Raw genomic sequence first — 25,412 nt, 5'->3', positions numbered from 1 at the left:
GTGCTGCCTCCTTCAGGTGCGGCCGGCCGCGTGGGTGGCCCGGGCGGCCGCGATCAGGGTGGTCCGGACGGTGCGGAGCACGTTGTGCTCCTGGTCGAACAGGGCGAAGTGGCCGCCGGGGAGGGTGACGCGGCTGAACGGTCCGGCGGTGTGCCGCCCCCAGGCGATCAGGGCGCCCGGTGGTGCTGCGGGGTCGTGCAGTCCGCCGAGCGCGGTGACGGGTGCGGTCACCGCCGCGGCGGGGTCCCAGGTGTGGGCCTCGGCGGCCTCGTAGTCGGCGCGCAGCGCCGGGAGGACGAGGTCGACGAGGTCGGGATGGGCGAGGACGTCGGGGTCGAGGCCGCCGAGCGCGCGGACGCGGGCGAGGAAGGCGTCGTCGGTGAGGGTGGCGACCGGGGGTTCGGGGGCGCGCGGCGGTTCGGGGGCGGCGCCGGATATGAAGACGTGGAGCGGCCGGGCGCCGGCGGCTTCGAGGCGGCGGGCGAGTTCGTAGGAGAGGAGACCGCCGAAGCTGTGGCCGAACAGGGCGAAGGGCCGGTCGAGGTGCGGTGCCATGGCGTCGGCGAGGGCGTCGACGATGTCTGCGACACGGCGCAGGGGTGGTTCGGCGATGCGCCGTTCGTGGCCGGGCAGGCAGACGCCGATCAGGTCGACGCCGTCGAGGCGGTCGGCCCAGGCGAGGTAGCGGGCCGGGCCGGAGCCGGCGTGTGGGAGGCAGAAGAGGCGGGTGTCGGTAAGGCAGGTGGAGGGGGAGGCGGCGGCAGCGTCGGTGGCGGCGGCAGCCGGGTCGCCGGCGCGGCGGAACCAGGGGCCGGGGATGCCGGTCGTCATCGGGCCTCACCGTTTCCGCTCGCGGTGGGGCTGTTCAGTTCTGGGACCATGCCCTGGCGGACCAGGAAGGCGACGGTCTTGGCGACGTAGTCGACGTCGATGGCGGGGAAGCCGGCGTCGCCGTCCAGGCCGCTGAGGGTGTTGCCGATCTCGACGACGTCCGGGTCGCCGTTCATGGGGCCGTCGATGGACAGGAGGGCGGCGAGTCCGTCCAGGCGGCCGGCGGTGCGGCGGGCGAGCTGCACGCGCCACTGTGCGTAGGGCACGGTGTCGAAGCGGTAGCCGGTCTGGGTGAGGTACTCGTGGATCGACTTCATCGGGGCGATCTGCGGGTTGTAGAACTGGTGCACCGGGTTGGGGCGCGGGGCCAGGCGGGACAGGCGGACGATGGCGGCGGAGACCAGGTCCACCGGGAGGACGTGCAGGGGGATCGGGGTGTCCTCGGGCATCAGGCCGGCGATCAGGCTGCCGGCGAGGCACAGTGCGAGCTGGTCGCGGACGCCGACCGCGCCGGTGCCGGTGGCGCCGGTGATCAGCCAGGGGCGGTAGACGCCGACCGGCAGGCCGCGCCGCCCCGCTTCGAGGACCAGGTGCTCGCCGGTCTTCTTGCTGAGCACGTAGCCGTCTGACGTCCCGGCGTCGAGCGGGCCGGGGCGCTCGGGCAGCACGTCGCCGACGCGCATGTCGATGGTCGAGATGTAGTGGACCGGTGTCGGGCGGCCGGTGCAGGCCAGGCGCAGGATCTCGGTGGTGCCGACGACGTTGGGGGCGCGCAGCACGCGGTAGGGCAGGATGAAGTTCATGTGCGCGGCGCAGTGGTAGATGACGTCGAGGCGGTCGGCGAGTTCGGCGAAGCCGGCCTCGTCGAGGCCGAACCTCGGCAGGGTGAGGTCGCCGGGCAGGATCGTCAGTTTGCTGAAGTCGACGTCGTGCTGGTCGTAGTCGGCGAGGTTCGCCGCCAGCCGCTCGGCCGGGTCCGCACCGCGCACCAGGCACACGACTTCGGTGGCGCCGTTGCGCAGCAGCTCGGCGATCATGTGGCCGCCGAGGAAGCCGGTGCCGCCGGTGAGCAGGACGCGGCCGAGCCCGCCGTTCGCCGGCGCGGGGCGCGGCGTGGCGGCCGGGACGATGGCGGCCGGCAGCTGCTCGTCCCGGAGCGCGGACTCCACCGCGCTGTCGGGGGCGCCGGGGCCGTCGGGGCCTTCGAGGGCGGCGGCGAGCGAGGCGACGGTGGAGTGCGTGAACAGCGTCTTCAGCGGCACCGGCATGCCGACGGCCTCCGGCAGCGCGACGATCAGCCGCGCGGCGGTGAGGGATGTGCCGCCGGCTTCGAAGAAGTCGTCGTGGATGCCGATGTCGCGACGGTCGAGGGCGGTCCCGAAGCAGTCGAGGATCGCGCGTTCGAGGTGCGTGCGGGGGCGGACCGCGCCTTCGTAGCCGCTGGTGCGCTGGGCGGTGGCGGCGAGCAGGGCCTCCGGAGTGTCCGGCAGCTCGGGGAGACCGAGGTAGCGGTCGGGGAGGAGGCGCGCGGGGAGCTCGGCGGCGAGGTGGTCGGCGAGATCGGTGACGGTCTCGGGCGCGTGGACGGCGACGGTTTCACCGGCGGGGGTGAGGACAGCGGCCGAGGCGATGACTTCGGGATGGGCGCTCAGGGCTGATTCGAGCTCTGACAGGTCTGGCGGGTCGAGGAGCTCGATGGTGCCGTCGACGAGGCGAGCGGTGCGACCGGTGTGGAGACGGCGGGCGCCGTTCGGGGCGGGCGTGAGGATCTCGGCGGTGCGGGCGGGGCCGGCGAGGTGGTAGAGGGGTTCGGCGGCGCCGGAGAACCAGAGTTCGCCGCGGGCCCCGGGCAGCGCCGGCCGGCCGGTGAAGTCGGTGAGGCCGATGGTGGGGGCTCCGGTCAGGGACCGCAGTGGGAAGACCAGATCATGGCTGATCTGCGCCGGAGTAGCAGGATCGGCGGCCGGAGGGGCGAGCACCGGAATCGGCGGACCGGCCTGGTCTTGGCGGTCCGACGTGGAGGTGTCGGCCTCCGGCACGGCAAGCACCGGGATCGGCAGTGCGGCCAGGTCATGGCGGTCCGAAAGGACGGCTGTCGCCGAGCCGAGGTGGCGTGCCAGGTAGGCGACAGGTGCATCGGCATCGAGTTCCAGGAACGGCACGCCGCGCAGGCACGCGGCGCGGCGCGCGTCGGCCCGACTCGCCTCGTCGCGCACGCAGATCGCCACCGGTCCGGCGAGTTCCGGCAGGGCGGCGACAGGCTGGCCGAATCGGACTTCGGAGATCCCGAGCACCTCGGCGGCCACTCTCCGCGCCTCGTCCGCGCTCGCTTCGGCGACGGCCGGCCCCGAGCCGATCGGCAGCTCCGACAGCCGCGTCCCGAGGCTCTCCCCCATCGCGGTCAGCACCCTGACGACGTCGTCGAGGACCTCCTCGACCGTCGCCGCCTCGAACAGCGCCGTCGCGTAGACCAGATTCAGCCGGAAGCCCTCGGGCGCAAGCTGGGCGTCCAACGTCAGGTCGTAGCTCGCCACCCCGCTGGCGACCGGGGCGGGGGTCAGCGTCGCCCCGTCGATCTCGACGGTGCCCGACAGGCCGTCCTGGACCGCCAGCAGGACTTGGGCCAGGGGTGCGCGGCCGAGGTCGCGGGGCGGGTCGAGTTCGGTCACCAGGTGCTCGAAGGGCAGGTCCTGGTGGGCGTAGCCGTCGAGGCAGGTGTGGCGGACCCGGGTCAGGAGGTCGCGCATGGTCGGGTCGCCGGTGGCGTCGGCCGGGAGGGCCAGCATGTTGATGAAGCAGCCGAGGAGGTCGGCGGTCTCGGGGCGGGTGCGGCCGGAGACCGGGGTGCCGATCATGAAGGCGGGTTGGCCGGAGCGGCGGGCGAGGACGGCCTGGTATGCGGCCAGCAGCAGCATGAACGGGGTCGCGCCCTCGGCTCGGGCCGCGTCGATCAGCGTCGCGGCACGGTCCGGGCCGAGTTCGCGGGACACCATCGCGCCGCCGAAGTCCTGCTCCGGGGGACGCGGGCGGTCGGTCGGCAGGTCCAGGACGCGCGGGATGCCGGACAGCGCCTGCTTCCAGTACGCGAGCTGCTCGTCCAGACCGCTGTCGGCGAGCGTCTCACGCTGCCAGACCGCGAAGTCCGCGTACTGGATCGGCAGCTCGGGCAGATCCGGAGCGGTCCCCCGGACTTCCGCCCGATACAGCTCGACCAGGTCGCGGACCAGCAGGTCGGCAGACCAGCCGTCGCAGACCGTGTGGTGCAGCACGATCAGCAGCAGGCCCTCGTCCGCGGAGACCCGCACCAGCCCGGCGCGCATCATCGGGCCCTGACGCAGGTCGAACGACGACTGCGCCTGTCCCGCCGCGACGGCCTCGGCCGCGGCCCGGGCCGCGTCCAGGGGCAGACCGCTGACATCGACGATGCGCAGCACCGCCTCCGCTTCCGGCGCGATGAGCTGCACCGGCGCGGTCCCGTCGTGGTCGAACCGGGTCCGCAGCACCTCGTGCCGGCCGGCCAGGGCGGCCAGCGCCCGGTCCAGCGCGGCGGCGTCGAGGCGGCCGCGGACCCGCAGGGCGGCGGTGATCGTGAAGGCGGCGCTGCCTGGATCGAGTTGCTCCAGGAACCAGATCCGCTCCTGCGCGAAGGACAGCGGGAACACGTCCGGCGCGGCGGCGTCGAGCCCGGTGGGCACTTGAAGTGTGGTCATGACAGCCTTCTCCCAAACTGCGGCGAATGGGCGGACTGGGCGGACTGGGCAGCCGGAGCGGGGCGGGCGCGGCGCTCCTGCCGCTTGATGGCGGTGGTCTGGCCGGCGTCGCGCAGCAGCCGGGCGATCCCGGCGACCGTGGGTTCCACGAACACGTCGCGCAACCTCAGCTCGCACGCGAAGCGCTCCCGCAGCCGGGCGGCGATGCGTGCGGCCTGCAGCGAGTTGCCGCCCAGCACGAAGAAGTCGTCGTCGACGCCGACCGCCCCGGTGCCGAGGATCTCGGCCCAGACCTCGGCGACGGCGGCCTCGTACTCGTCGCGCGGGGCGACGGCGGGGCCGGTCCGACGCCGGGGCGCGGGCTCGGGCAGGGCGGCGCGGTCGACCTTGGCGTTGTCGCCGAGCGGCATCGCCGTCAGGACCATGATGTCGGCCGGGACCATGTAGTCCGGCAGGCGGCCGCGCAGCCGGCGGCGCAGATCCTCGGCGTCGAGGTCGCCGCCGGGAGCGGGCACGGCGTAGCCGATCAGGCGGGCGTCGGCCCCGCGTCCGCGCAGCACGGCGGCGGCCTGCCGCACGTCCGGTTCGGCGGCCAGCGCGGCCTCGATCTCGCCGAGCTCGACCCGGAAGCCGCGGATCTTGATCTGGTTGTCGGCCCGGCCGCGGAACTCCAGCAGTCCGTCCGGTCCGTGCCGGACGACGTCGCCGGTCCGGTACAGCCGGGCCCCGCGCCGTCCGGAGAACTCGTCGGGCACGAACGCCGCGGCCGTCTCGCCCGCGCGGCCGAGGTAGCCGCGGCCGAGCGACGCCCCTCCGACGTGGAGCTCGCCCCAGACACCAGGCGGAACCGGACGCCCGTGGCGGTCCAGCACGTAGAGCTCGACCAGCGGCATCGGGACGCCGAGCGGCACCCGGCCGCGCGACTGGGCCCGCTTGCAGGTCCAGCCGGTGACGGCGATCGCGGTCTCGGTGGGCCCGTACATGTGCAGCAGGTCCGCCGAACCGTGCGCGAAGAACGCTTCCTGCGTCGCGACCGGCAAGGTCTCCGCTCCGCACATGACGTACCGCAGCGAACGCGGGAACGTGGCGCCGCCGGCGTCGAGTGCCTCCAGCGCGAGTTCGAGCATCGACGGCACGAAGTGCGTGATGGTGATCCCGGCGTCCTCGATCAGCTCGACCAGGTAGTCGGGGTCGCGCTGACTGCCGGGCTTGGCCAGCACGAGTTCCGCGCCGGCCATCAGCGGCCAGAAGACTTCCTTGACCGCGACGTCGAACGTCGTCGTGGTCTTGTGCAGCATCCGGTCCGAGGCGTCGAGCGGCCAGTCCTGCTGCATCCACAGCAGGTTGTTGCAGATGGCGCGGTGCTCGATCTGCACGCCTTTGGGCTTGCCGGTGGACCCGGACGTGTAGACGACGTACGCCAGGTGTCCCGGCGTGACGGCCACCTCCGGCGGCGTGGCGTCCTCGCTCTGCCACTCGGGCCCGTCGATGTGGATCCGCCCCGGCTCCTGGGGCAGGACGCTGTCACCGTCGCTGTCGGTCACGACCAAACGGGCGTCGGCGTCGCCGAGGATGTCGGCCAGCCGGGCGGCCGGCTGCGCCGGGTCCAGCGGGAGGAATCCGGCGCCGGCCTTGAGGATCGCGTACTGCGCGACCACCATTTCCAGACTGCGCGGCAGGGCGACGCCGACCACGTCGTCGGGCCGCACGCCGTGGCGCACGAGATGCCGGGCGAGCCGGTTGGCGCGGCTCTCGAGCTCGGCGAAGGTGAGCCGGGGACGAGGAACCCCGGGCTCGGTCGCCATGGAGACCGCGACGGCGTCGGGTGTGGCGGCGGCCTGCGCCTCGACCAGGGTGTGCAGGCACACCAGCGGGTCGTAGTCGCCCGGGACGCGGTTGAAGTCGCGCAGCCAGGTCTGCTCCTCGGCCGGGCTCAGGGTGCTGATCGCGGACAACGGCTGGTCGGGATCGGCGGTGAACGCCTCCAGGATCCGGACGAAGTGCTCGGCGAACAGAGCCATCAACGGGGCCGCGTAGACATCGGTGTCGAACTCCAGGCCACCGGTGATGCCGTGCGGCGTGTCGACCAGGTTCAGGACGACGTCGAACTTGGCGGTCCGGTTCGGCACCGCCACCGGTTCCACCTCCAGGCCGGGCAGGTCCGGCAGCGCCCCCGCCGCGTTGTTCAGCGCGATCATCACCTGGAACAGCGGGCTGCGCGCCGGGTCGCGCTGCGGGGCCATCGCCTCGACCAGCGTCTCGAACGCGACGTCCGGCGCGGCGTACGCGTCGAGGCAGGCGCGGCGGGACCGGGCCAGCAGGTCGCGCACGGTGGGATCGCCCGAAGTGTCGGCCCGCAGGACGAGCGTCTCGGCGAACAGCCCGACGACGTCGGCCGCTCCCGGCGCGGTGCGGTTCGCCGCCGGCGTGCCGATCAGGAGGTCCTCCTGACCGCTGAACCGGGTCAGGGCGGCGGCGAAGGCGGCCAGCAGCACCATGAACTCGGTGGCGCCGGCGTCCCGCGCCAGGGCCCTGATCCGCTCCGTGAGTGCGTCGTCGACATCCAGAGGCAGGGTTCTGCCACGGTGCCGGCGTTCGGGAGGCCGGGGCCGGTCGGCGGGCAGCTCGAGCGTGTGCGGAGCCCCGGCGAGTTCCTCGCGGCGCCGGGTGAGCTGGCCGGCGGCGCGCGCTGACCGGCCGCGCTGCCAGGCGGCGTAGTCGCTGTGCCGCAGCTCGGGTTCGGTGAGTTCGGCTCCGGAGTAGGCGGCGGCCAAGTCGCGCGCCAGCACGGACACGGACCAGCCGTCGGCCACGATGTGGTGCAGCAGCAGGACCAGCACGTGATCGTGCTCCGCCGTCCGGATCAGCGTGGCGCGGAACGGTGGTTCGCCCTCGGCGAGCCGGAACGGCCGGGTGGCGGCGGCGTCGGCGAGGCCCGCGGCCTGGCCGGCGGCATCGGGGACTCCGCTGAGGTCGATGACCGCCAGCGCTGCTTCGGCGGGCGGGAGCTGACGCTGTGTGGCCCGGCCGTCGGCACCCTCGAACACGGTGCGCAGCGCCGGGTGCCTGGCGACGAGCGTGTTCAAGGCCCGGCGCAGACCGGCGACGTCCAGCGGCCCGGCGAGGCGAGCGGCGATCGGCACGTTGTACGCCGGAGACTCCGGGGCGTACTCGGCCAGGAACCACAGCCGCTCCTGCGCCGACGACAGCGCGAACGGACCGTCGCCCGGCAGAACCGGGATCGGATCGGCGGGCCCGGCGGTTCGGGTCCGGACCCAGTCCGCGACGGCGGTCGGACGAGGGTTTTCGAATACTGCCAGGACCGGGATCTCCAGCCCGAGCGCCGCCGACATCCGGGTCGCCGCGTGGGCGGCGTCCAACGAGTGCCCGCCGGCGGCGAAGAAGTCGTCGTCGCCGGTCACGGCGTGGCCCAGGATGTCGGACCAGATCTGGACGACGACGGCTTCCAGCCCGTCGCGGGGGCCGAGGTCGGCCGCGGCCGCGGCGCGCCGGATCGGGAGCGCGGCCAGCGCGTTGCGGTCGAGTTTGCCGTGGGGTGTCAAGGGGAGTTCGGGCAGCGGAAGCAACAGGTCGGGGATGAGGTAGGCGGGCAGCAGACTACTGAGATGCCTCTTCAGGACCGGGGCATCCGGCTGCCGGGCGGCTGTGGCGTCCGGGACGTAGTAACCGACGAGACGCCCTTCGCGCGCCACGACGGCAGCGGCGGACACACCCGGGTGCGTGGTGAGGGCCGATTCGGCTTCGCCGGGCTCGACACGGTGGCCACGGATCTTGAGCTGCGTGTCCGCGCGGCCGAGGTGGATCAGGCGGCCGGTGTGGTCGTACCGTGCCAGGTCACCGGTCCGGTACCACCGGGCTCCGTCGGCGGCCGGGACGAAGCGTTCGGCGGTGGCCGCGGGCCGGGCGGCGTAGCCGAGGGCGAGGCCGGCTCCGGAGATCCACAGCTCACCGACGGCGCCGACGGGTACCGGAGCGCCTGTGGCACGCGCCAGCCTGATCGCGGTGCCCGGGATGGGGCGGCCGATACCGATGTGATCGGGATCGTCCACGCGCGCCACCGTGGACCAGACGGTGGTTTCGGTCGGCCCGTAGAGGTTCCACACTTCCGCGCCGTGCTTCAGCAGCTCGGACGCCAGCGCGGGGGGCAACGCCTCGCCGCCGCACAGGGCTCGGAAGCCCGCGCCGGGGCGCCATCCGGCGTCGAGCAGAAGCCGCCAGGTCGCCGGGGTGCCCTGCAGCACGTCGCAGTCGGCGGCTTCCATCAGGCGGGCCAGGGCGACACCGTCGTGCGCGGTGGCGGTGTCGGCGAGGGTGACGCAGGCGCCGGACACGAGCGGACCGAAGAGTTCGAGGGCTGCGATGTCGAAGGTGAACGGCGTGACGGCGACCAGGCTGCTGCGCGCGGACAGGCCGGGTTCGTGACCGGTCATCGCGGCGAGGAAGGTGGTCAGGGCAGCGTGGGGGACGGCGACGCCCTTCGGCTCGCCGGTGCTGCCGGAGGTGAACAGGACGTAGGCCGGATCGGCGATCGGTGCGACAGAGGTCGCGGCGGCCGCCGGCTCGCCGCCGGCAGCACGGGACGGATCGGCGAGGTCGTCGATGAGGATCACCGAAGCGAACGTGACCCGGCCGACCGACTCGCGGTCGGACAGCACCGTCGTGAGGCCGGCGATCTCCGCCATCCGCCGCAGGCGGGCTTCGGGCGCCGACGGATCCAGCGGCACGTACGCCGCGCCCGCGAGCCAACACCCGAGCAGCGCCGCGACGGCGGCGGGTGTGCGGGCGGCGCAGATTCCGACCGTCGCGCCGGGCCTCGACCCCAGACGGGCCGCCACCTGTCCGGCGGCCCACCACACCTGCCCGTAGGTCCACACCGAACCGTCTTCGGCGGCGATCGCGGGCCGGGCCGGCTCCGCGGCCGCCCACCGTGCGACCGCGGTGAGCACCGGTTCGCCGGCCAGGGGCGCGGGTCCGTCACCCCAAGCGCTCAGGCGCCGGGTATCGGCTTGCGCGAGAACCGTTTCGAGCACGACGTCCGGGTCGGCGGTCATCGCCTCCAGGAGGGCGACGAGCTGCCCGAGCATGCGGCGCACGGTCTGCTCGTCGAACAACGCCGTGTCGAATTCACAGAAGCCGCTGATTCCCCCGCTCCCGCCGCGACCATCACCACCAGCGCGGCCTTCGCCGACACCGCCGAGACCACCATGGCCGCCTTCGCCGCCACGGCTGCCATCGCCGCCAGCGCCATCACCGACATCGCCGTCACCGCCTTCGTCATCGTCGTGGCCGTCGCTTCGGCCCTCGCTCGGGTCTGCGCCGTCGGTGAGCCACAGCGCCAGGTCGAACCGCGCGACCGGCAACGCGGCCGACAGGGGCCGGACTCGCAGTCCGGGCAGGTCCAGGCGCGGCGGCACGGTGTTGTTCAGCGCGAGCATCGTCTGCACTACGGGGTTCCGCGCCAGGTCCCGCTCAGGGGCCAGCGCTTCGACGAGCTTCTCGAACGGCAGCTCCTGGTGGGTGAACGCCGCCAGGCACGCGCGTCGTGTGCGAGCGAGCAGCTCTCGCGCGGTGGGCGTTCCGGACAGGTCGGCGCGCAGCACCACGGTGTTGGCGAAACTGCCGACCGTGCGTTCGACGTCCGGGTGCGGCCGGCCGGCGACCGGCGTCGCGAACAGCAGGTCATGCTGGCCGCTGTAGGCCGACAGCATCGCGCCGAAGGCGGTCGAGAGCACCATGAACTCGGTGCAGCCCTCGGATGCGGCCAGGGTCCTGATATGGGCCGCCAACGCCGCCGGGACTCCGAACGGCACCGAGGCCCCGTCGAACCGCTGGCGCGGCGGACGGGGGCGATCCGTCGGCAGCTCCAGAGCCAGCGGAGCACCGTCGAGTTCGGAGCGCCAGAAGGCGGTGAGTGCGTCCAGGGTCTCGCCGGTCATCCGGGTCCGCTGCCAGTGCGCGAAGTCGCCGTACTGGACGACGGGATCGGTGGTGGCCTCGGCCCGGCCCGCGTAGGCTGCGCCGATCTCCTCGGCGAGGATCGCCGCCGACCAGCCGTCCGCGGCGATGTGGTGGACCACGGCCGAGAACACGTGCTCCCGCTCGCCGACGCGAACGAGCAGCGCACGAACCGGGGCCTCGTGCATCAGGTCGAAGGGCCGGCGGGCGGCTTCGGACACCAGGCGATCGGCGAGGGCTGGATCGTCGGCGGCGTCGACGCACCGCAGAGCTCCCGGTTCGACGAGCACCTGAAAGAGCTCTTCGTCTCGTTCCTCGATGATCGAGCGCAGGGCGTCATGGCGGGTGACGACGGTATGCCAGGCGGCGGCCAGCCGCTCAGCGTCCAATGCCCCGTTGATCCGCACCGACAGCGGCAGGTGATACGCCGGTGAATCAGGCTCCAAGCGCGACAGGAACCACAACCGCTCTTGGGCGTACGACAGCGGCGCCGGACGCGGGCCCGGCTCGATGCCGCCGGCCGTGGGACCCGCCTCGGCGGCGGCGACCGCCTCTGCCAGAGCCGCGAGTGTCGTGCGGGTGAACACGTCGACCAGGTCGACGGCGACACCGAGCCGCGCGGCCAGGCGCGAGACCAGGCGCGAGGCGAGCAGCGAGTGCCCACCGAGGTCGAAGAAGTCGTCGTCGGGACCGATGGCGGCCGGATCCACGCCGAGCAGCTCGGCCCAGATCTGAGCCAGGGCGTCCTCGGTTTCGGTACGCCGCCGGCTCCGGCGGACGGCGTCGGCGTGTTCGGCCCATTGCGGCATCGGCAGGCGCGCGGGGTCGACCTTGCCGTTGCGGGTCAAGGGGATGGTCTCGACGGCCGTCAGCGAGGCCGGCACGAAGTAGTCCGGCAGAACCGAGGTCACCCACGCTCGCAGCTCGGCGATGTCGACGGTGTCGGCCGCGACCACGTAGGCGGCCAGCCGGTTGTCCGTGGCCGAAAGCCGGTGGGCGATCACGGTGGCCGCCGAGACGGCGGGATGCCGAGTGAGAGCGGCCTCGACCTCCTGCGGTTCGACGCGGTGGCCGCGGATCTTGACCTGTGTGTCGTCGCGTCCGCGGAACAGCAGGGTGCCGTCGCCGAGCCGGCGTGCCAGATCCCCGGTCCGATACCAGCGGCTGCCGTCCGGTCCGGGCACGAAGCGCTCGGCCGTCAGAGCGGCTCGGCCGGTGTAGCCGCGGGCCAGTCCGGGACCGCTGATCCACACCTCGCCGACCGCGCCGGGCGGAACCGGGCGGCCGTCGGCGTCGCGCAGTACCACGTGGCTGCCGTTGACGGGCCGGCCGATCGGAATGCTCGGCAGCCTGCTGAGATCAGGGCTATCCCCGGAGACCGGGTGCGCGGTGACGCAGGTGGTGGCCTCGGCCGGACCGTACCCGTTGACGACGGTCAGCCCGGGCGCAGCGGCCAGGGCGCGGCGCACGTGCGGTACCGACAGCGCCTCACCGCCGATCAACACGGTGCGCAGGCCGCGCAGCGCGGCCGGGTCCTCGTCGACGATCGCGTGGAACAGGGCTGTGGCCATGACCGCCGCGGTGACGCCGTGCTCCCGGATCGCCGCACCGATGGCCGGGGCCGTGAAGGCCAGCTCGGGGTGGACGACGCCGCGCGCGCCGTGGAGCAGCGTGCCCCAGATCTCCCACGTGGCGGCGTCGAACGACACCGACGACAGCCACAGCAGGCTCCGATCCGGGCCCAGGCCGCTGTAATCGCCCGGCCGGACCAGGTCGACGACACCTCGGTGGGTCAGCGCGACCGCTTTCGGGCGGCCGGTGGAGCCGGAGGTGAAGAGTTGGGCGGCAAGCGTGTCAGGGTGCGGGGCCGGATCCAGGGGATCGTCAGGCTGCTCGGCCCAGGTGTCACGCTGGTCGATGAACAGCGGGTCGGTCGGGGCGAGGAACTCAGGACCCGGCGCCGTCGTGATCGCATGGGCGATGCCCGCGTCGGCGAGCATGAGTTCCAGGCGCTGCCGTGGATATCCCGAGTCCAGGGGCACATAGTGTCCGCCGGCCTTCACCACTGCCAGGCACGCCACGGCGAAGTCCGCGGAGCGCGGCAGACACACGCCGACCGGGGTCTCCAGGACGACGCCTCGCTCGCGCAGTGCCCGCGCGATCTGGTTGGTGACGCGGTCCAGATCGCGGTAGCTGAGCGTGCGGTCGCCGTCGACGATCGCCGGCGCTTCCGGGTTCGCGGTCACGGCTGCCCGGAACAAGTCGATGATGGTGTCGGTGCTCCGGGTCGGCGTGCTGTCATACCGCTCGGCCGGATCTGAGACCAGTGACAGGTCGCTGATGAGCCGCCTCGGGTCGGTGGCGGCGTCGGTCAGGAGCGTGGTGAGGCTGTCGGCCAGTGATCGGGCCGTGGCGGCATCGAGCAGGTCGGCGCGGTACTCCCACTCGATCCGCAGGGTGTCGCCGTCTTCCTCGATCAGGCACCCGAGGTCGAACTTGGCGTCCGCGGCGTCGATCGGGACCGGCTCGGCGTGCAGTCCGGCGAACAGCTCGGAAAGGTCGAGCCGGGTCTGCGTGGTCAGTCCGACGTCGAACAACGGTGCGCGGCCCGGGACCCGTGCGACGCCGGATTCCGCGATGATCCGCTCGAGCGGCGCGGCCTGGTGCGTCAGGGCTTCCCGGCTGCGGTCGCGGACCTGGTCCAGCAGGGCCGCGAAGCTGGTGGCGGGGTCACAAACAGTCCGGAGGGGCAGGGTGTTGACGAAGCAGCCGACGAGGGCGGCGGTCTCCAGGCGCGTCCGCCCGGAGACCGGGACGCCGATGACCAGGTCGCGGGCGCCCGTGAACCGGTGGAGAACCGCGGCGAGTCCGGCGTGCAGGACGGTGAACAGGGTGGTGCGCGCATCGCCGGCCAGGGCTCGCAACCGCCGTGTGGTGTGCGGCGGGATCACGGTGCGGTGGGTCGCGGCGGGACCGGTCTCCTGGGCGGGGCGAGGCTGATCGGCCGGGAGGTCCAACGGCTCCGGCGGATCGGCGAGGGCGTGCCGCCAGTACTCGGCGGCGGCGTCGGCCTGGGCGCGGGCGTCGGCGCCGGCTTCCCAGACCGCGTAATCGCCGCCCTGGATGGGGAGCGGCGCGAGGGACAGGGCGGTGCCGTCGTGCTCGGCGCGGTAGGCGGCGGCCAGATCGGCGAGCAGGATCGGCAGGGACCAGGCGTCTGCGGCGATGTGATGGACGGCGATCAGCAGTAGGTGCTCGTGGGCTTCGATCGGCCACAGGATGGCGCGGGTCAGCGGACCGGTGTCGAGGTCGAAGGGCTCTGCGACGGCTGCGCGGAGGGCGTCCGACGGCTCGACACCGTTGCGCTCGCGGACCTCCAGGCGGATGCGGGCCTCGGCGTGGACCTGCTGGACCGGTATCCCGTCGATGGCGGGGAAGGTGGTGCGCAGAGCCTCGTGGCGGGTGGCGATCGTGCTGAGCGCGCGCTGGAGAGCGGCCAGGTCCAGGTCGCCGCGCAGGCGCAGGGCGGCCGGCATGGTGTAGCGCGAGCTGCGCGGAGCCAGGTGGTGCAGAAGCCAGATGCGGCGTTGCGCGGCGGTCGCCGGGAACGTCGTCACGCCGCGTTCGGCGTCGGCGTGCAGGCGCTCGGCCAGCTGGCGGCGCGGCGCTGACAGGTCGGTCATGCTCCACTCACTTCGTCGGTCAGCAGCTGGACGATCGCGTCGGGCAGCGCGGCGATGCGCGCGGCGAGGGCGGCGGGATCGTCGTGGGCGCGGGGCAGGGCGGTGATCGGTGCGGACGCCGGGACCGCCGCCGCCAGGGCTTCGGCCAGACCCGCGACGGTCGGGTGGCTGAACAGGGCGACGACAGGCACGTCGAGCTCGAGCGCGGCGCCGATCCGGAGAGCGGCCTGTGCGGCCACCAGGGAATGGCCGCCCAGGTCGAAGAAGTCGTCATGGCGCCCGACGCGGCGGCCGCCGAGCAGTTCGCCGATGATGGCGGCGACGGTGCGCTCGCGGTCGTCAGCCGGCGCTTCGAAGGCCAGGGCCCGGGCGGCCTCCGGCAGGGGCAGAGCGCGGCGGTCGAGCTTGCCGTTGACGGTCACCGGCCAGGCGTCGAGGACGACGACGGCGGAGGGGACCATCGGAGCCGGCAGCACGGCCCGCAGGCGGGCGCGGAGATCGGGCATGGTCCGCGGCGGAGACGTCGCGGCGTCCGGCACCACGTATCCGACCAGCACCGGCTGCCCGCCGATCGGTCGCAGGACGACGAGGGCCGACGCCACCTCCGGCTGCGCGGCCAGGGCGGCCTGGACCTCGCCGAGCTCGATCCGCACACCGCGTACCTTGACCTGCTGGTCGCGGCGTCCCAGGAACCTGAGACGGCCGTCCGGCCGGTAACGCACGACGTCGCCGGTGCGGTACATCCGGGCCCCGGGGAGGTCGGCGAACGGATCCGGCACGAAGGCTTCGGCGGTCGCCGCGGGGCGTCCGAGGTAGCCGCGGGCCAGCCCGGCACCGCCGACGGACAACTCCCCCGGCACGCCGACCGGGACGAGCCGGCCCGCGGCGTCGAGCACCCGGGCCGGGCAGTTCTGGACGGCGCGGCCGATCGGCACCATGCCGGTGCCGGAGCCGTCCGGATCGAGGTGGTGCAAGGTCGCGAAGATGGTGGCCTCGGTCGGGCCGTAGCCGTTGACCACCGCCAGGCCGGGGCGTCCGGCGACGATGCGGCGGAGCAGCGGCTCGGGGGTCGGTTCGACGCTCACGATGAGGCGCCGGAGGGAGAGCCGCGAGATCTGGGCTTCCAGGGCGCTCAGGGCGAACGGTGGGACGTAGGCGTGGGTGATCCGGCGCTCGGCGAGCCAGTCCACGTAGCGGTCGGCGTGGGGACGGACGGCGGCCGGTACGACGTCGACCGTCGCGCCGGATCGCAACGCGCCGAAGATCTCGAACACGGAGACGTCGAATCCGCCGCTGGTCCACCACGCGCACAGGTCGCCGGCCTGAGCCGCGAGCTCGTCGAGCAGATTCACGACGCCGACGTGCGTAACGCAGACGCCCTTCGGCTCGCCGGTCGAACCCGAGGTGTACATGACGTAGGCCGCGTTGTCCGGACGCGCGGTGGCGCCAGGTGCGGGCAACGCTTCGGCTGCTTCTACCGGTTCGGCTGGCTCGGCCGGGTCGACCAGCGCGATGGTGCGTCCCGTGGCACGTGCCAGCTCGGCGGCGTACGGCCCGCGTCCTATGAGAAGACTGATACCGGCGTCGTCGGCAAGGGCGACGAGGCGCGCGTCGGGGTGATCGGTGTCGAGGGGCACATAGGCCGCGCCGGCCTTCATCACGGCGATCGCCGCGGCGATGAACTCGGCGGAACGGTCGGCGAGCAGCCCGATCCGGTCCTCCGGTCCGGCTCCGAGCTGCCGGAGACGAGCCGCCAAGGTGTCGGTCCACCGCATGAGGCGGCCATAGGAGATGTCGCGGTCGCCGTCACGGACCGCGATGGCGTGCGGGGTCAGCTGCGCGTGGCGGTCGACGGCTTCATGCAGCAACTCACGGGCTACCGGTACGCGGCGTGCGTTCCAGTCGGCCGTCACGGCAGAGCGCTCGCGGGACGACAGCAGGTCGATCTGCTCGGCGGTGGTCGCCGGATCGGTGACAGCATGGGCGAGCAACGTGCCGAAATGGTCGGTGAAGCGAGCGGCGGTGTCGGCGTCCCAGAGCGCGGTGTCGTAGGTGAGGCCGCAGCGCAGGGTCTCCCCGGTGCGGACGAGCTCCAGCGACAGATCGAGCTGCGCACCGGTGGTCTCGACGCGGCGGGAGCTCACGTGCAGGGGGCCGGCGTCCAGAGAACCCGCGTCGAGCAGGAACGCGGCCACCGGATCGCCGGCCGGCGCCTGCTGGAGGGCGAACAACGTCTGGAACAGCGGGCTCCGGCCGGGGTCGCGGTCCGGATGCGCCATCTCGACCAGGTGTGGCAACGGGATCCGTTGTCCGGCGAGGGCTTCACGCAGGCGGGAGGCGACGTGCCGGACCGTTTCGACGAACGTGTCGGCGGCGTCGAGTCGGCACCGCACCGGCACCACGTTGACGGCGAGACCGAGCACGTCGGCGGTCCCCGCGGTCAGCCGGCCCGGCGCCGGTGCACCTATGACGAGATCGGAGGCGCCGGTGTAGGCGTGGAGGAGCCAGGCGTAGGCGGCGAGCAGGACGGCGTAGGGCGAGACGTGTTCGGACGCGGCGAGCGCGTCGACAGCCCGGACCGTCTCCGGTGCCAGGTCGTGCAGGTGGCGGGCGCCACGGAAGCCTTGAACCGCCGGGCGGGGCCGGTCGGTGGGCAGATCGAGCGGTTCCGGAGGATCGGCCAGACGGTGCCGCCAGCGGTCGAGGGCTTGCCGTGCTTCGGCGGAAGCGAGGTAGGAGTGCTCGGCCCGGACCGCGGCACCCATGGTCGCCGGATGGCCGTCCGACGTCTCCGGAGCGATGAGCAGCGCCCGGACCAGCGCGGTCAGAGACCACAGGTCCGCCGTGATGTGATGCACGGCGAGCGCCAGGACGTGCTGTTCGGCGCCCAGACGCCAGTGCCGGATCCGCCACAGCGGTCCCGTCTCCAGATCGAAGGGCTCGTCGATCAGCGCTTGGACGGCCTGGTCCAGGCGGGTCGGCGTCCAGGTGGAGGCGTCGACCGATGCCCAGTCGACGGAGGGCTGTCCGATGACCCGGTACGGTTCGCCGTCGCGAACGCCGAAGCGGGTGCGCAGTGCGGCGTGGCGGACGACGGCCGTGTCCAAGGCGGTTGCGAAAGCCGTCGGGTCGAAGGGGCCGACGATGTCCACCGCGTGCCCGAGGTGGTAGGCGGTGGAGCCGGGGGCCAACCGATGGAGGAACCACATGGCGCGTTCGCCGGCGGTCAGGGCGTCGGTGGTCGTGTCCGCGTCGGCTTCGGCGACGGCCGCCGAGTGAACCAGGGTCCGGACAGCCGCGCCCGACATCAGGTCCGGCAGGTGCAGGCGCCATCCCGCGGCTTCGGCGTGGACCGCCAGCTCGGCGGCTTTGACCGAGTCCAGTCCCGAGGCGGCCAGCGGCACATCGACGTCGAGGGAATCGGCTGCCACCCCCAGTGACTTCGCCGCCGCGGCCCGCAGGACGTCGGCCAGGACCAGCCGCTCCGGCTCCGGTGCCGTGGGCTCCGGATGCTCGGCCGCGGCATCGTCGAACAGCACGGGGAGCTCGCCGGCGGCCAGGGCTCTCCGGCACTCGGACCGCCGCACCTTCCCGCTGGAGGTCTTCGGCAGTCCGCCCTTGCTCAGCAACACGATCCGGCTCGCCGCCACGGAATGTGCTCCCAGCACCGCGGTGCGGATGGCGGCGGCGATCTCGGCGAGGGGCAGCGGCTTGGGGCCCTGCACCTCGTGCACGACCGCCAGCTGTTCCGCGCCGTCCGCCTCGACGGCGATCGCGGCGCCGCAGCCGGGACGCAGTGCCGGGTGGGCGCCGGCGGCGATCAGCTCGACGTCGTCGGGAGCGATGTTGCGCCCGCGGACGATGATCAGGTCCTTGCGACGTCCCGTGACGTAGAGCCCGCCGCGGTGCAGGAATCCCACGTCACCCGTGCGGACCCGATCGCCGGCGAAGACCTCAGCGTCTCGGCCGCCCCAGTATCCGGCGGCCACCGAGGGCCCCGAGACGGTGATCTCGCCGATCGTCCCCTCCTCGACCGGCGCACCGTCGTCCGGGTTGACGACGGCGACGGCGCCGTCCGCCGGAGGCGTGCCGCAGGACACCAGCCACCGAGCGGGCTCGTCGTCGGCCGCCGGTTCGGCACGGCCGACCGTCAGCGCGTCGGCGGCGAAGGCCGTGACCTCGGGATCGGCGTCGAAGCGCACCCCGGTCACCATCAGGGTGGCCTCGGCCAGGCCGTAGCACGGGAAGTAGGCACGCCTGCGGAACCCGGCCACGGCGAAGGCCTCGGCGAACGCGTCCAGCGTCGCCGGCCGTACCTGTTCCGCGCCGGTGAACGCGACCGTCCACGAGCTCAGGTCCAGCGCCTCCCGCTGCTCCGGCGTCGTCTTGCGCACCGCGAGGTCGTAGGCGAAGTTCGGCCCGCCGCTGGTGGTCGCGCCCCAGTCGGACACGGCACGCAGCCACCGCAGCGGCTCCCGCAGGAAGCTCAGCGGGGACATCAGCGTCACCGGGAAGCCGGCGTAGACCGGCTGCAGGATCCCGCCGATCAGGCCCATGTCGTGGTAGGGCGGCAGCCAGATGACGCCTCGGCTGGCGGCGGTGTGGCCGAAGCGGTCGCGGATGAAGGCCGAGTTGTGCAGCAGGTTGGCGTGGGTGACCACGACGCCCTTGGGCCGGCCCGTGGAGCCCGACGTGTACTGGAGGAACGCGATGCGCTCGGCGTTGTGCCGGATCCGCCGCTCGTCGTTCGCGGCGGCGGTGTCCGTGGCGATCCACGCGGCTTTCCCGCCGGTGTCGCGCATCACCGGGTCGAGCAGGTCGCGGGCGAGGTTGAGGAACGCTGCCTCGGTGAGCACGGCGGACGGTGTGGCGTCGGCGGCGATGCCGGTCAGCCGCGCGGCCTGCCGGGCGTCCAGGGGCGGATAGGCGGGCACCGCGATGACCCCGGCGTACAGGCATCCGAAGAACCCCGCGATGTACTCGGGACCCGGCGGGTACAGCAGCAACGCGCGATCACCGGCGCGGCACGTCTCGGAGAGCACGGCGGCGATGGCCCGGGCCCGGGCGTCCAGGTCCGCGTACGTGAGCGCGGTCGCGTTCCCGTCGTCGCCCAGGAACGTCAGGGCTTCGCGCGACGGCTGTTCGCCTCCTCGGCGGGCCAGCAGTTCGGCGAGGGTCTCGGTCTCGGCGGTGGTCATGTCGACCTCAGGGTGTTGAGGCGGGAGCGTTCGAGCTGTTCCAGGACCCCGACTGCCTTGGCGGCGCTGTCGGCACTCATGCGCAGGCTCACGACGTGCTCGCCGTCGAACTTCGCGCACACGCCCTTGTGGGCGTCGTACGTGGCCTCGACCGCCGTGATGAACGCCTCGCGCCGTACGGCCAGCCGGCCGTCCAGGGTCGGGAAGACCTCGCGCAGCTCGCGGAAGCGCCGGATGAGCAGGTCGTGGTCCTCGGACATGACGCCGGAGAGCCCGACCGGGAGATAGGGCGGCGCCATGGCGGGGCGGACGGCGCCGCTGTAGTCCGGAGGCCGGAAGTCGGAGGCGAAGCGCATGGCGTCGCCGGACGCGTACATGACCGTCGTGGCGAACGTCAGGGCCTCGTCCGCCGCGTCGGCGTCGCCCGCGTTCACGGCCGCCTGGAAACAGCTCAGTCCCAGCGTGATGGCCTGGATCAGCGGGAAGAACACGTGGTGGCCGCTGCGCCAGCGCCGGTGCGGGTCCAGCGGCGCGGTCCCGGCCGGCACCGGCGCCGGCCGCGGCTCGCCGACCGGCAGGCCGAGGATGTAGGCGATGCAGGCCTCGATCCCGTGCCGCAGCCGGCCCCACTGCTCGTCGTTCAGCGTCGCCCCGCAACGGTGGGCCTCGCGCAGGACGGTGCGGTAGCCGACCAGCGTGCAGTGGGCGAGCAACTCGGTCGCGGCGTCGGCGGAGCGGAAGACCCCGAAGAAGCCGTCGTGGACCGCGAAGTGCTGCTCCTTGCGGGGCAGGGTCCCGGTGAACGCCGACCGGTCGAGCTTGATACCGGCCGGGCGCACCGGCACGGCGTCCAGCCGCGCCAGCAGTTCGACGTCGCTCAGCGCTCGCGCCGCGACCAGCGGGCCGAGTTCGGCGACCGCCTCGGTGACCGGGCCTTGTCGCAGGGAGCCGACATCGGTGGGCAGATGCGCGGGCCGCAGCATCACGAGCTTCATCGCGCGGCCTCCGGCGCCGGGTCGGGCAGCGCGGCCCGGTCGAGCTTGCCGTTGGCGTGCCGGGGCAGCTCGGCCAGCCGGACGATCCGCGAGGGCAGGAACGAGACGGGCAGCCGCGGTGCGAGGTGGGCGCGCAGGGCGACGTCCGAGAGCTCCGCGCCGGGGGCCAGGCCGAGGTAGGCCACCAGAACCGGTTCGCCCGCGACGGTGCGCAGCGCGGCGGCGGCCTCGACGACGTCCGGATGGGCCCGCAACGCCGCCTCGACCTCGCCCAGCTCGACCCGGTGACCGCGCACCTTGACCTGCGAGTCGGCCCGGCCGTGGAACTCCAGCAGCCCGGCCTCGGTGCGGCGCACCAGATCGCCGGTGCGGTACATCCGGGCGCCCGGGGTCGACGGGTCCGGATCGGGCAGAAAGCGCTCGGCGGTCAGGCCGGGACGCAGCTGGTAGCCGCGGGCGACGTTGCCGCCGCCGAGGAAGAGCTCTGCGACGTCCCCGTCGGCGGCCGGGGCCAGGGTGTCGTCCAGGACATGAGCCCTGGTGCAGGCGATGGCCTCGCCGATCGGCACCCGGTCGCCGGGCGGGTCGTCGTCGCGACGCAGCAGGTGGGTGACGGCCCAGACCGCGACTTCGGTCGGCCCGTAGTTGTTCTCCAGCAGGCACTCCGGCAGCAGTTCGCGATGCCGGGCCGCCAGGGCCGGGGGCAGCACCTCGCCGCCGACGATGGCGCAGCGCAGGCTGGCCAACGGCGTCGGATCGTCGCCGAGGATCAGGTCGTAGAGCGCGGGCGTGCAGTCGGTGTGGGTGGCTCCGTAGAGCTGGATCAGCTCCCGGAGGCGTCCCGGGTCCCGGTGGTCGCCGTCGGCCGGGATGATCAGCGCGCCGCCGCTGGTCAGCGTCCACCACAGGCCCACGCCCGAAGCGTCGAACGAGAACGAGATCGGCAGCAGGAACGCCTCGGGCGCGGGCCGCTCGGGCACGCGCTGCGCCAGCGTGGCCAGGGCGAGTTGGCGATGGGTGACCATGACGCCCTTGGGGACGCCGGTGGAACCGGAGGTGTAGAGGACGTAGGCGAGGTTGTCCGGCACGGCCGCATCCGCCGGCGGCGTCTCGGCCGGCCGGCCGGCGCCGTCGGCGGCGACCAGCCGGCGCGGTCCGACCGGGACCTGCCCGAACAGCCGGCCGGCGGCCACGACCACGTCCACACCGGACTCGTCCAGCATCAGGACCCTGCGGTCCTCCGGCAGCGCGGGGTCGACGGGGACGTAGGCGGCTCCGGCCTTCAGCACGCCGAGCAGGGCGACGACCGTGTCGGCGCTCCGTTCGGCGATGACGCCCACCCGGTGCTCGGGGCGGACGCCCTCGGCGATCAGGGTGTGGGCCAGGCGGTTGGCGCGCCGGTCCAGAGTGCGGTAGTCGAGGACCTCGTCGCCGGCGATGACGGCCACCGCGGCCGGGGTCTTCGCCGCCTGCTGTTCGACCTGCCTGTGGACGAAGCCGTGGGCGTCGGCGACGGCCTCGGCGTCGGCGTCGGCGTCGGCGTCGGCCTCGGGGAACCCGTGATTGAGCGGACAGGCCTCGTACATCGCCTCGCCGTCGGCGTCGGTGATGTAGTACTGCTTCCATTCGAAGTTCGAAGGGTCGCCGTAGTCCCCCAGGAAGGGATGCGGCTCGACGGTGTCCCAGACGGCCAGCCGCTCACGGATCCTCCGGCGCGCGACGATCCCGGCCGGGGTGCCGCCCTCGATGCCGGCGAAGACGTTGCGCGGCTGGAACAGGATCACCAGGCCGGGCCCCAGGTTCCGGCTGCGGCGGGCGACGTGGGTCGGGGCCGCCGCGAACACGAACATCGGGACGCCGTGGAACGAGAACTCCCAGCGGTTGTGCTCCGGCGCGGTCGGGATCTCGTCGGGCCAGGCGCGGTCGTCGGCGTCCCGCAGCTGCCGCAGCACCGTCCAGAACCGGCGGCCGTGGGCGGCGTGGTCGGCGGGTCCGCTCTCGGGGGCGAAGAAGGCCGACAACGCCATGCGGCGGTTCGCGAACGGCCGGGTCGCGTCCAGGAAGGCGGCGAGGTCGTCGCGCAGCGCCGACAGGTCGCCGTCCTCCCCGACCCAGGTGCCGAACAGCTCGCCGAGGTTCAAGGCGTTGCGGCCGAAGTGGCACGGGTACTCGGCGTGGCCGACGTCCGCGCGGAACGCCTCGGTGGCCTGGGCCAGCCAGGCCGGCGCGTCCTGCGGCAGCTCGGGGCGGTCGGCGCGGAACAGCCGCTTGCCGGGGATGTCCGGCAGCAGCGGGGTGATCGGCTCAGCCATAGCGGCGGTCCAAGTCGGCGTCGATCACCGGCTGGTGGTAGACGCATTCGCCGGACAGCACGACCGAGCCGTGCAGGCGGTGCTTGGGGATGAAGATCTTGTCGCCCGGGCGGAACTTGTGCGTGCCGGAGAAGCAGTTCCAGAACTCCATCTCGCCGCTCTCGATGACCAGCAGCCGGTCGTCGTCGTGCACGTGCGTGGTCGAGCACTCCTCCCAGGACTCGACGAACGTGTCCAGGGCGACCGGGATCCGGTGCTCGTCGATGGCGGCCTGCAGCCGTTCGGCCTTGGCGCGGTACGCCTCGGAGCTGTCGATGAAGCGCAGCTGGACCGTCAGGTCGTCGTGGTGGACGTCCAGCAGCAGCGCGTACTCGCGGGCGCCGCGGTCGAAGGCGGCCAGCGCCGGCGCGCCGAAGCGGTGGGCCAGCGGCTCCAGGACGGTGCGGGTGATCTCCTCGATCGCCGCGGCGGTCTCGGCCTCCGGCGCGGCGGGGGCCAGCGCGGCCTCGGTCTGCGCGGTGTCGGCGGGGCCGGCGGAAGCCGCGGAGGCGGCCAGTTCGGCCAGGCGGGCGCCGTGGCCGCCGATCAGGGCGAGGGAGTCGAGGGTGCGGACGCACATCGCGCCGAGGAACTCGAAGACGCGGCCGTGGTCACGGGCGGTCGCGTTGAGGTAGTTCATCGCGGCCAGGGTCGAGGGCAGGTAGTACTGGTAGTAGCGGTGCGGCTGGGCGCCGAATCCGCAGGCGTCCAGGACGGCGCCCAGGACGGCGTCGACCCGGTGCGGTTCGCGGTGGGTGGCCGTCAGGGCCGCGTGAGCCCCGCCCGCGCCGTCGGTGGCGGCGGTGAGCATCAGTGGGCTGATGCGCAGCGGGGCGTTGATGGTGCCGGCCAGGAGCTGGACCGCGGTCATCTTGGCGGCCTCGGCGACGGCTCCGGCTCCGGCGACCAGGTCGAGGACCTCTTCGGCGGCATGGGACCGCCGGTCGGCGAGGTCGGCGAGCAGCCCGCGCAGGGACGCGGTTCCGGGCTCGGGCGCGTCGGCGGTCTGTTCCGCGACGGTGTCGTGGACGAAGCCGAACACGTGCCTCTCGAGCAGCGGCCGCACCAGTTCGCCCAGGACCCGGTTGCGCTCGCCGTAGAACAGCCGGTACTCCTCCCAGCGCTCCGGGGTCATCTTCTCGGCGAACATCGGCTTGGCGGTGTCGTGGATGTTCAGCAGCATCCGGTGCCCGATCAGGGCGGACAGCTGCGAGGCGTCGGGGCGGCCGAAGGGCCGGTCGTAGCGCAGGAAGCTGAGATCCTCGGGACGCACCGGGCGGCGGTAGGGATCGTCGTCGATCTCCAGTTCCTCGAACCGCGCGCTGCGGAAGAGCGGGTTGGCGCAGTAGACGCTGAGATAGTCGGCCAGCTCGGCGACGGAGAACTCCGCGGGTAGTTCCACGGAGTACTCGCCGGGCTTGGTTCTGGGAATCAGAGTCACGATGTCCCCCTTGCGATGTCTGCGGACGGTTTCCTCGATCGCTGCCCGGCGGTGATTCAACCGCGGCACGAGACGCATCCTCATCAGGGGTTATGACGTACAGCAAGCGTTTGCCCACTAGTGGCCAACACCGGTGGATCGGCCGCCGATGGCGACTTGTGGTCATCGCCCGAACCCCTTGAGGCCCGCCATCTGCGCCATCGTCATATACGTGCTCTTACACGACTCGCAATCGGGTATGTCAGTCTTGCCGCCGGTCCCCCGCCTGGTCATCATGCGAGGTAATGCACCGAGTCAGCCCGCCCGTGAGGCCCAGACCACCGGAGGGCGGCCGGAAGCCGGATCGGGCCCGGCACCGGCCCGTACGCAAGCACGGCGCGCTCGGCAGCGGGGGCACGCGGCCCGGGACGAATCTCGCGAGGCCAATGGATCTGCCCTTTGGGAGGGGTTGCATCGATGCTCGGAGGTGCGAATGTACCCATGGCTGAAACCGCGCTCGCCGCGGATCCGGCCGGCGGCTTCGACCTCGCCGCGCGGCTGCACGCCGCGGTGGACGACGTACTGGGCCGGTATGACTGCGAGCGCGTCCTCGCACGAGCGGACCGCGAGATCCTCAACTGCCTGAGCGAGGTGGAGGAGTCGTTCCTGAAGAACCCGCCCCAGACCGGACAGCTGCTCCAGATCGAACGGGCCTCGCGCCCGGCGCCGAAGGTGCTGGACGCCCCGGGCCCGAGCACGGACCCCATGGCGATGGGACCTCTCGCGCCGCCCGGGCTCCGGCCGAGACCCGGCGTCGAGGTACGGGTGCTGCCGGGGCTGACCACGTGGCTGGCCGTGGTCGATTCGACGGCGGTGGTGCTGCCCAAGCGGCACGACCGCCCGGACTGGGAGCGCACGGTGTCCCGGTCGCCCGCCGTTCTCGCGGTCGCGACCTGGGCCTTCCACCACGCGCGTCCGGCGTCCGCGCCGTCGGTCGGAGCGCTGTCGCAGCTTTCGCAGCTGGAAGTACGGATCCTACGATGTCTGTCGGCCGGGTTGAAGGACGAACAGGCGGCGCGGCGGCTGGAGATCTCGGTACGGACCTATCGCCGGCGGGTGACGGCGCTGTGCGATCGCCTGCACGCGTCGAGCCGCTTCGAAGCGGGGGTGGCCGCGGCGAAACGGGGACTCGTCTAACCGGAAAATGCAGGTGAGTACGGGCAGCCTGGAGTGTCCCGGCTGTCCGGG

8 protein-coding genes are annotated in these 25,412 nt (G+C 73.2%); 1 reads left to right on the top strand and 7 read right to left on the bottom strand.

Features of this window, described 5'->3' with window-relative positions; translation table 11 throughout:
- Window positions 1-12: 12 nt before the first annotated feature.
- From ABD466_RS11040 to ABD466_RS11010, 7 genes are read right to left on the bottom strand one after another with little or no spacing between them, the layout of a single operon-like run.
- Entirely contained in the window at window positions 13-831 is an 819-nt protein-coding gene (locus ABD466_RS11040; RefSeq protein WP_344656880.1) for a thioesterase II family protein, read from the bottom strand.
- Window positions 828-4,541, bottom strand: coding sequence for a thioester reductase domain-containing protein (locus tag ABD466_RS11035; protein WP_344656879.1), 3,714 nt, complete (start codon window positions 4,539-4,541; stop codon window positions 828-830). The genes ABD466_RS11040 and ABD466_RS11035 overlap by 4 nt, the downstream gene beginning before the upstream one ends.
- Entirely contained in the window at window positions 4,538-14,200 is a 9,663-nt protein-coding gene (locus tag ABD466_RS11030) for a non-ribosomal peptide synthetase (protein ID WP_344656878.1), read from the bottom strand. The genes ABD466_RS11035 and ABD466_RS11030 overlap by 4 nt, the downstream gene beginning before the upstream one ends.
- Complete coding sequence (locus ABD466_RS11025) at window positions 14,197-19,398, bottom strand: amino acid adenylation domain-containing protein (RefSeq protein WP_344656877.1); 5,202 nt, start codon at window positions 19,396-19,398, stop codon at window positions 14,197-14,199. Before ABD466_RS11025 ends, ABD466_RS11030 begins: the two co-directional genes overlap by 4 nt.
- A complete protein-coding gene (locus tag ABD466_RS11020; protein ID WP_344656876.1) occupies window positions 19,395-20,393 on the bottom strand; it encodes a hypothetical protein in 999 nt (332 codons plus the stop codon). Before ABD466_RS11020 ends, ABD466_RS11025 begins: the two co-directional genes overlap by 4 nt.
- A complete protein-coding gene (locus ABD466_RS11015) occupies window positions 20,390-22,705 on the bottom strand; it encodes an amino acid adenylation domain-containing protein (protein ID WP_344656875.1) in 2,316 nt (771 codons plus the stop codon). The genes ABD466_RS11020 and ABD466_RS11015 overlap by 4 nt, the downstream gene beginning before the upstream one ends.
- A complete protein-coding gene (locus tag ABD466_RS11010; RefSeq protein WP_344656874.1) occupies window positions 22,698-24,185 on the bottom strand; it encodes a cupin domain-containing protein in 1,488 nt (495 codons plus the stop codon). Before ABD466_RS11010 ends, ABD466_RS11015 begins: the two co-directional genes overlap by 8 nt.
- Window positions 24,186-24,665: 480 nt before the next feature.
- Here ABD466_RS11010 and ABD466_RS11005 point away from each other — a divergent pair, with 480 nt between their 5' ends.
- A complete protein-coding gene (locus tag ABD466_RS11005; RefSeq protein WP_344656873.1) occupies window positions 24,666-25,361 on the top strand; it encodes a helix-turn-helix transcriptional regulator in 696 nt (231 codons plus the stop codon).
- Window positions 25,362-25,412 lie beyond the last annotated feature (51 nt).

It is taken from the genome of Catenulispora subtropica (assembly GCF_039531675.1).
GTDB classification, from domain to species: domain Bacteria; phylum Actinomycetota; class Actinomycetes; order Streptomycetales; family Catenulisporaceae; genus Catenulispora; species Catenulispora subtropica.
Note: the sequence above shows the minus strand (reverse complement) of the source record. Positions and strands in the feature narration are given on the sequence as shown.

Excerpts from the sequence above, each read along its gene's own strand:
- ABD466_RS11015 (WP_344656875.1), bottom strand. The coding sequence starts at position 22,705 with ATGGCTGAGCCGATCACCCCGCTGCTGCCGGACATCCCCGGCAAGCGG.
- ABD466_RS11040 (WP_344656880.1), bottom strand. The coding sequence starts at position 831 with ATGACGACCGGCATCCCCGGCCCCTGGTTCCGCCGCGCCGGCGACCCG.
- ABD466_RS11030 (WP_344656878.1), bottom strand. The coding sequence starts at position 14,200 with ATGACCGACCTGTCAGCGCCGCGCCGCCAGCTGGCCGAGCGCCTGCAC.
- ABD466_RS11005 (WP_344656873.1), top strand. The coding sequence starts at position 24,666 with ATGGCTGAAACCGCGCTCGCCGCGGATCCGGCCGGCGGCTTCGACCTC.
- ABD466_RS11020 (WP_344656876.1), bottom strand. The coding sequence starts at position 20,393 with ATGAAGCTCGTGATGCTGCGGCCCGCGCATCTGCCCACCGATGTCGGC.
- ABD466_RS11035 (WP_344656879.1), bottom strand. The coding sequence starts at position 4,541 with ATGACCACACTTCAAGTGCCCACCGGGCTCGACGCCGCCGCGCCGGAC.
- ABD466_RS11025 (WP_344656877.1), bottom strand. The coding sequence starts at position 19,398 with ATGACCACCGCCGAGACCGAGACCCTCGCCGAACTGCTGGCCCGCCGA.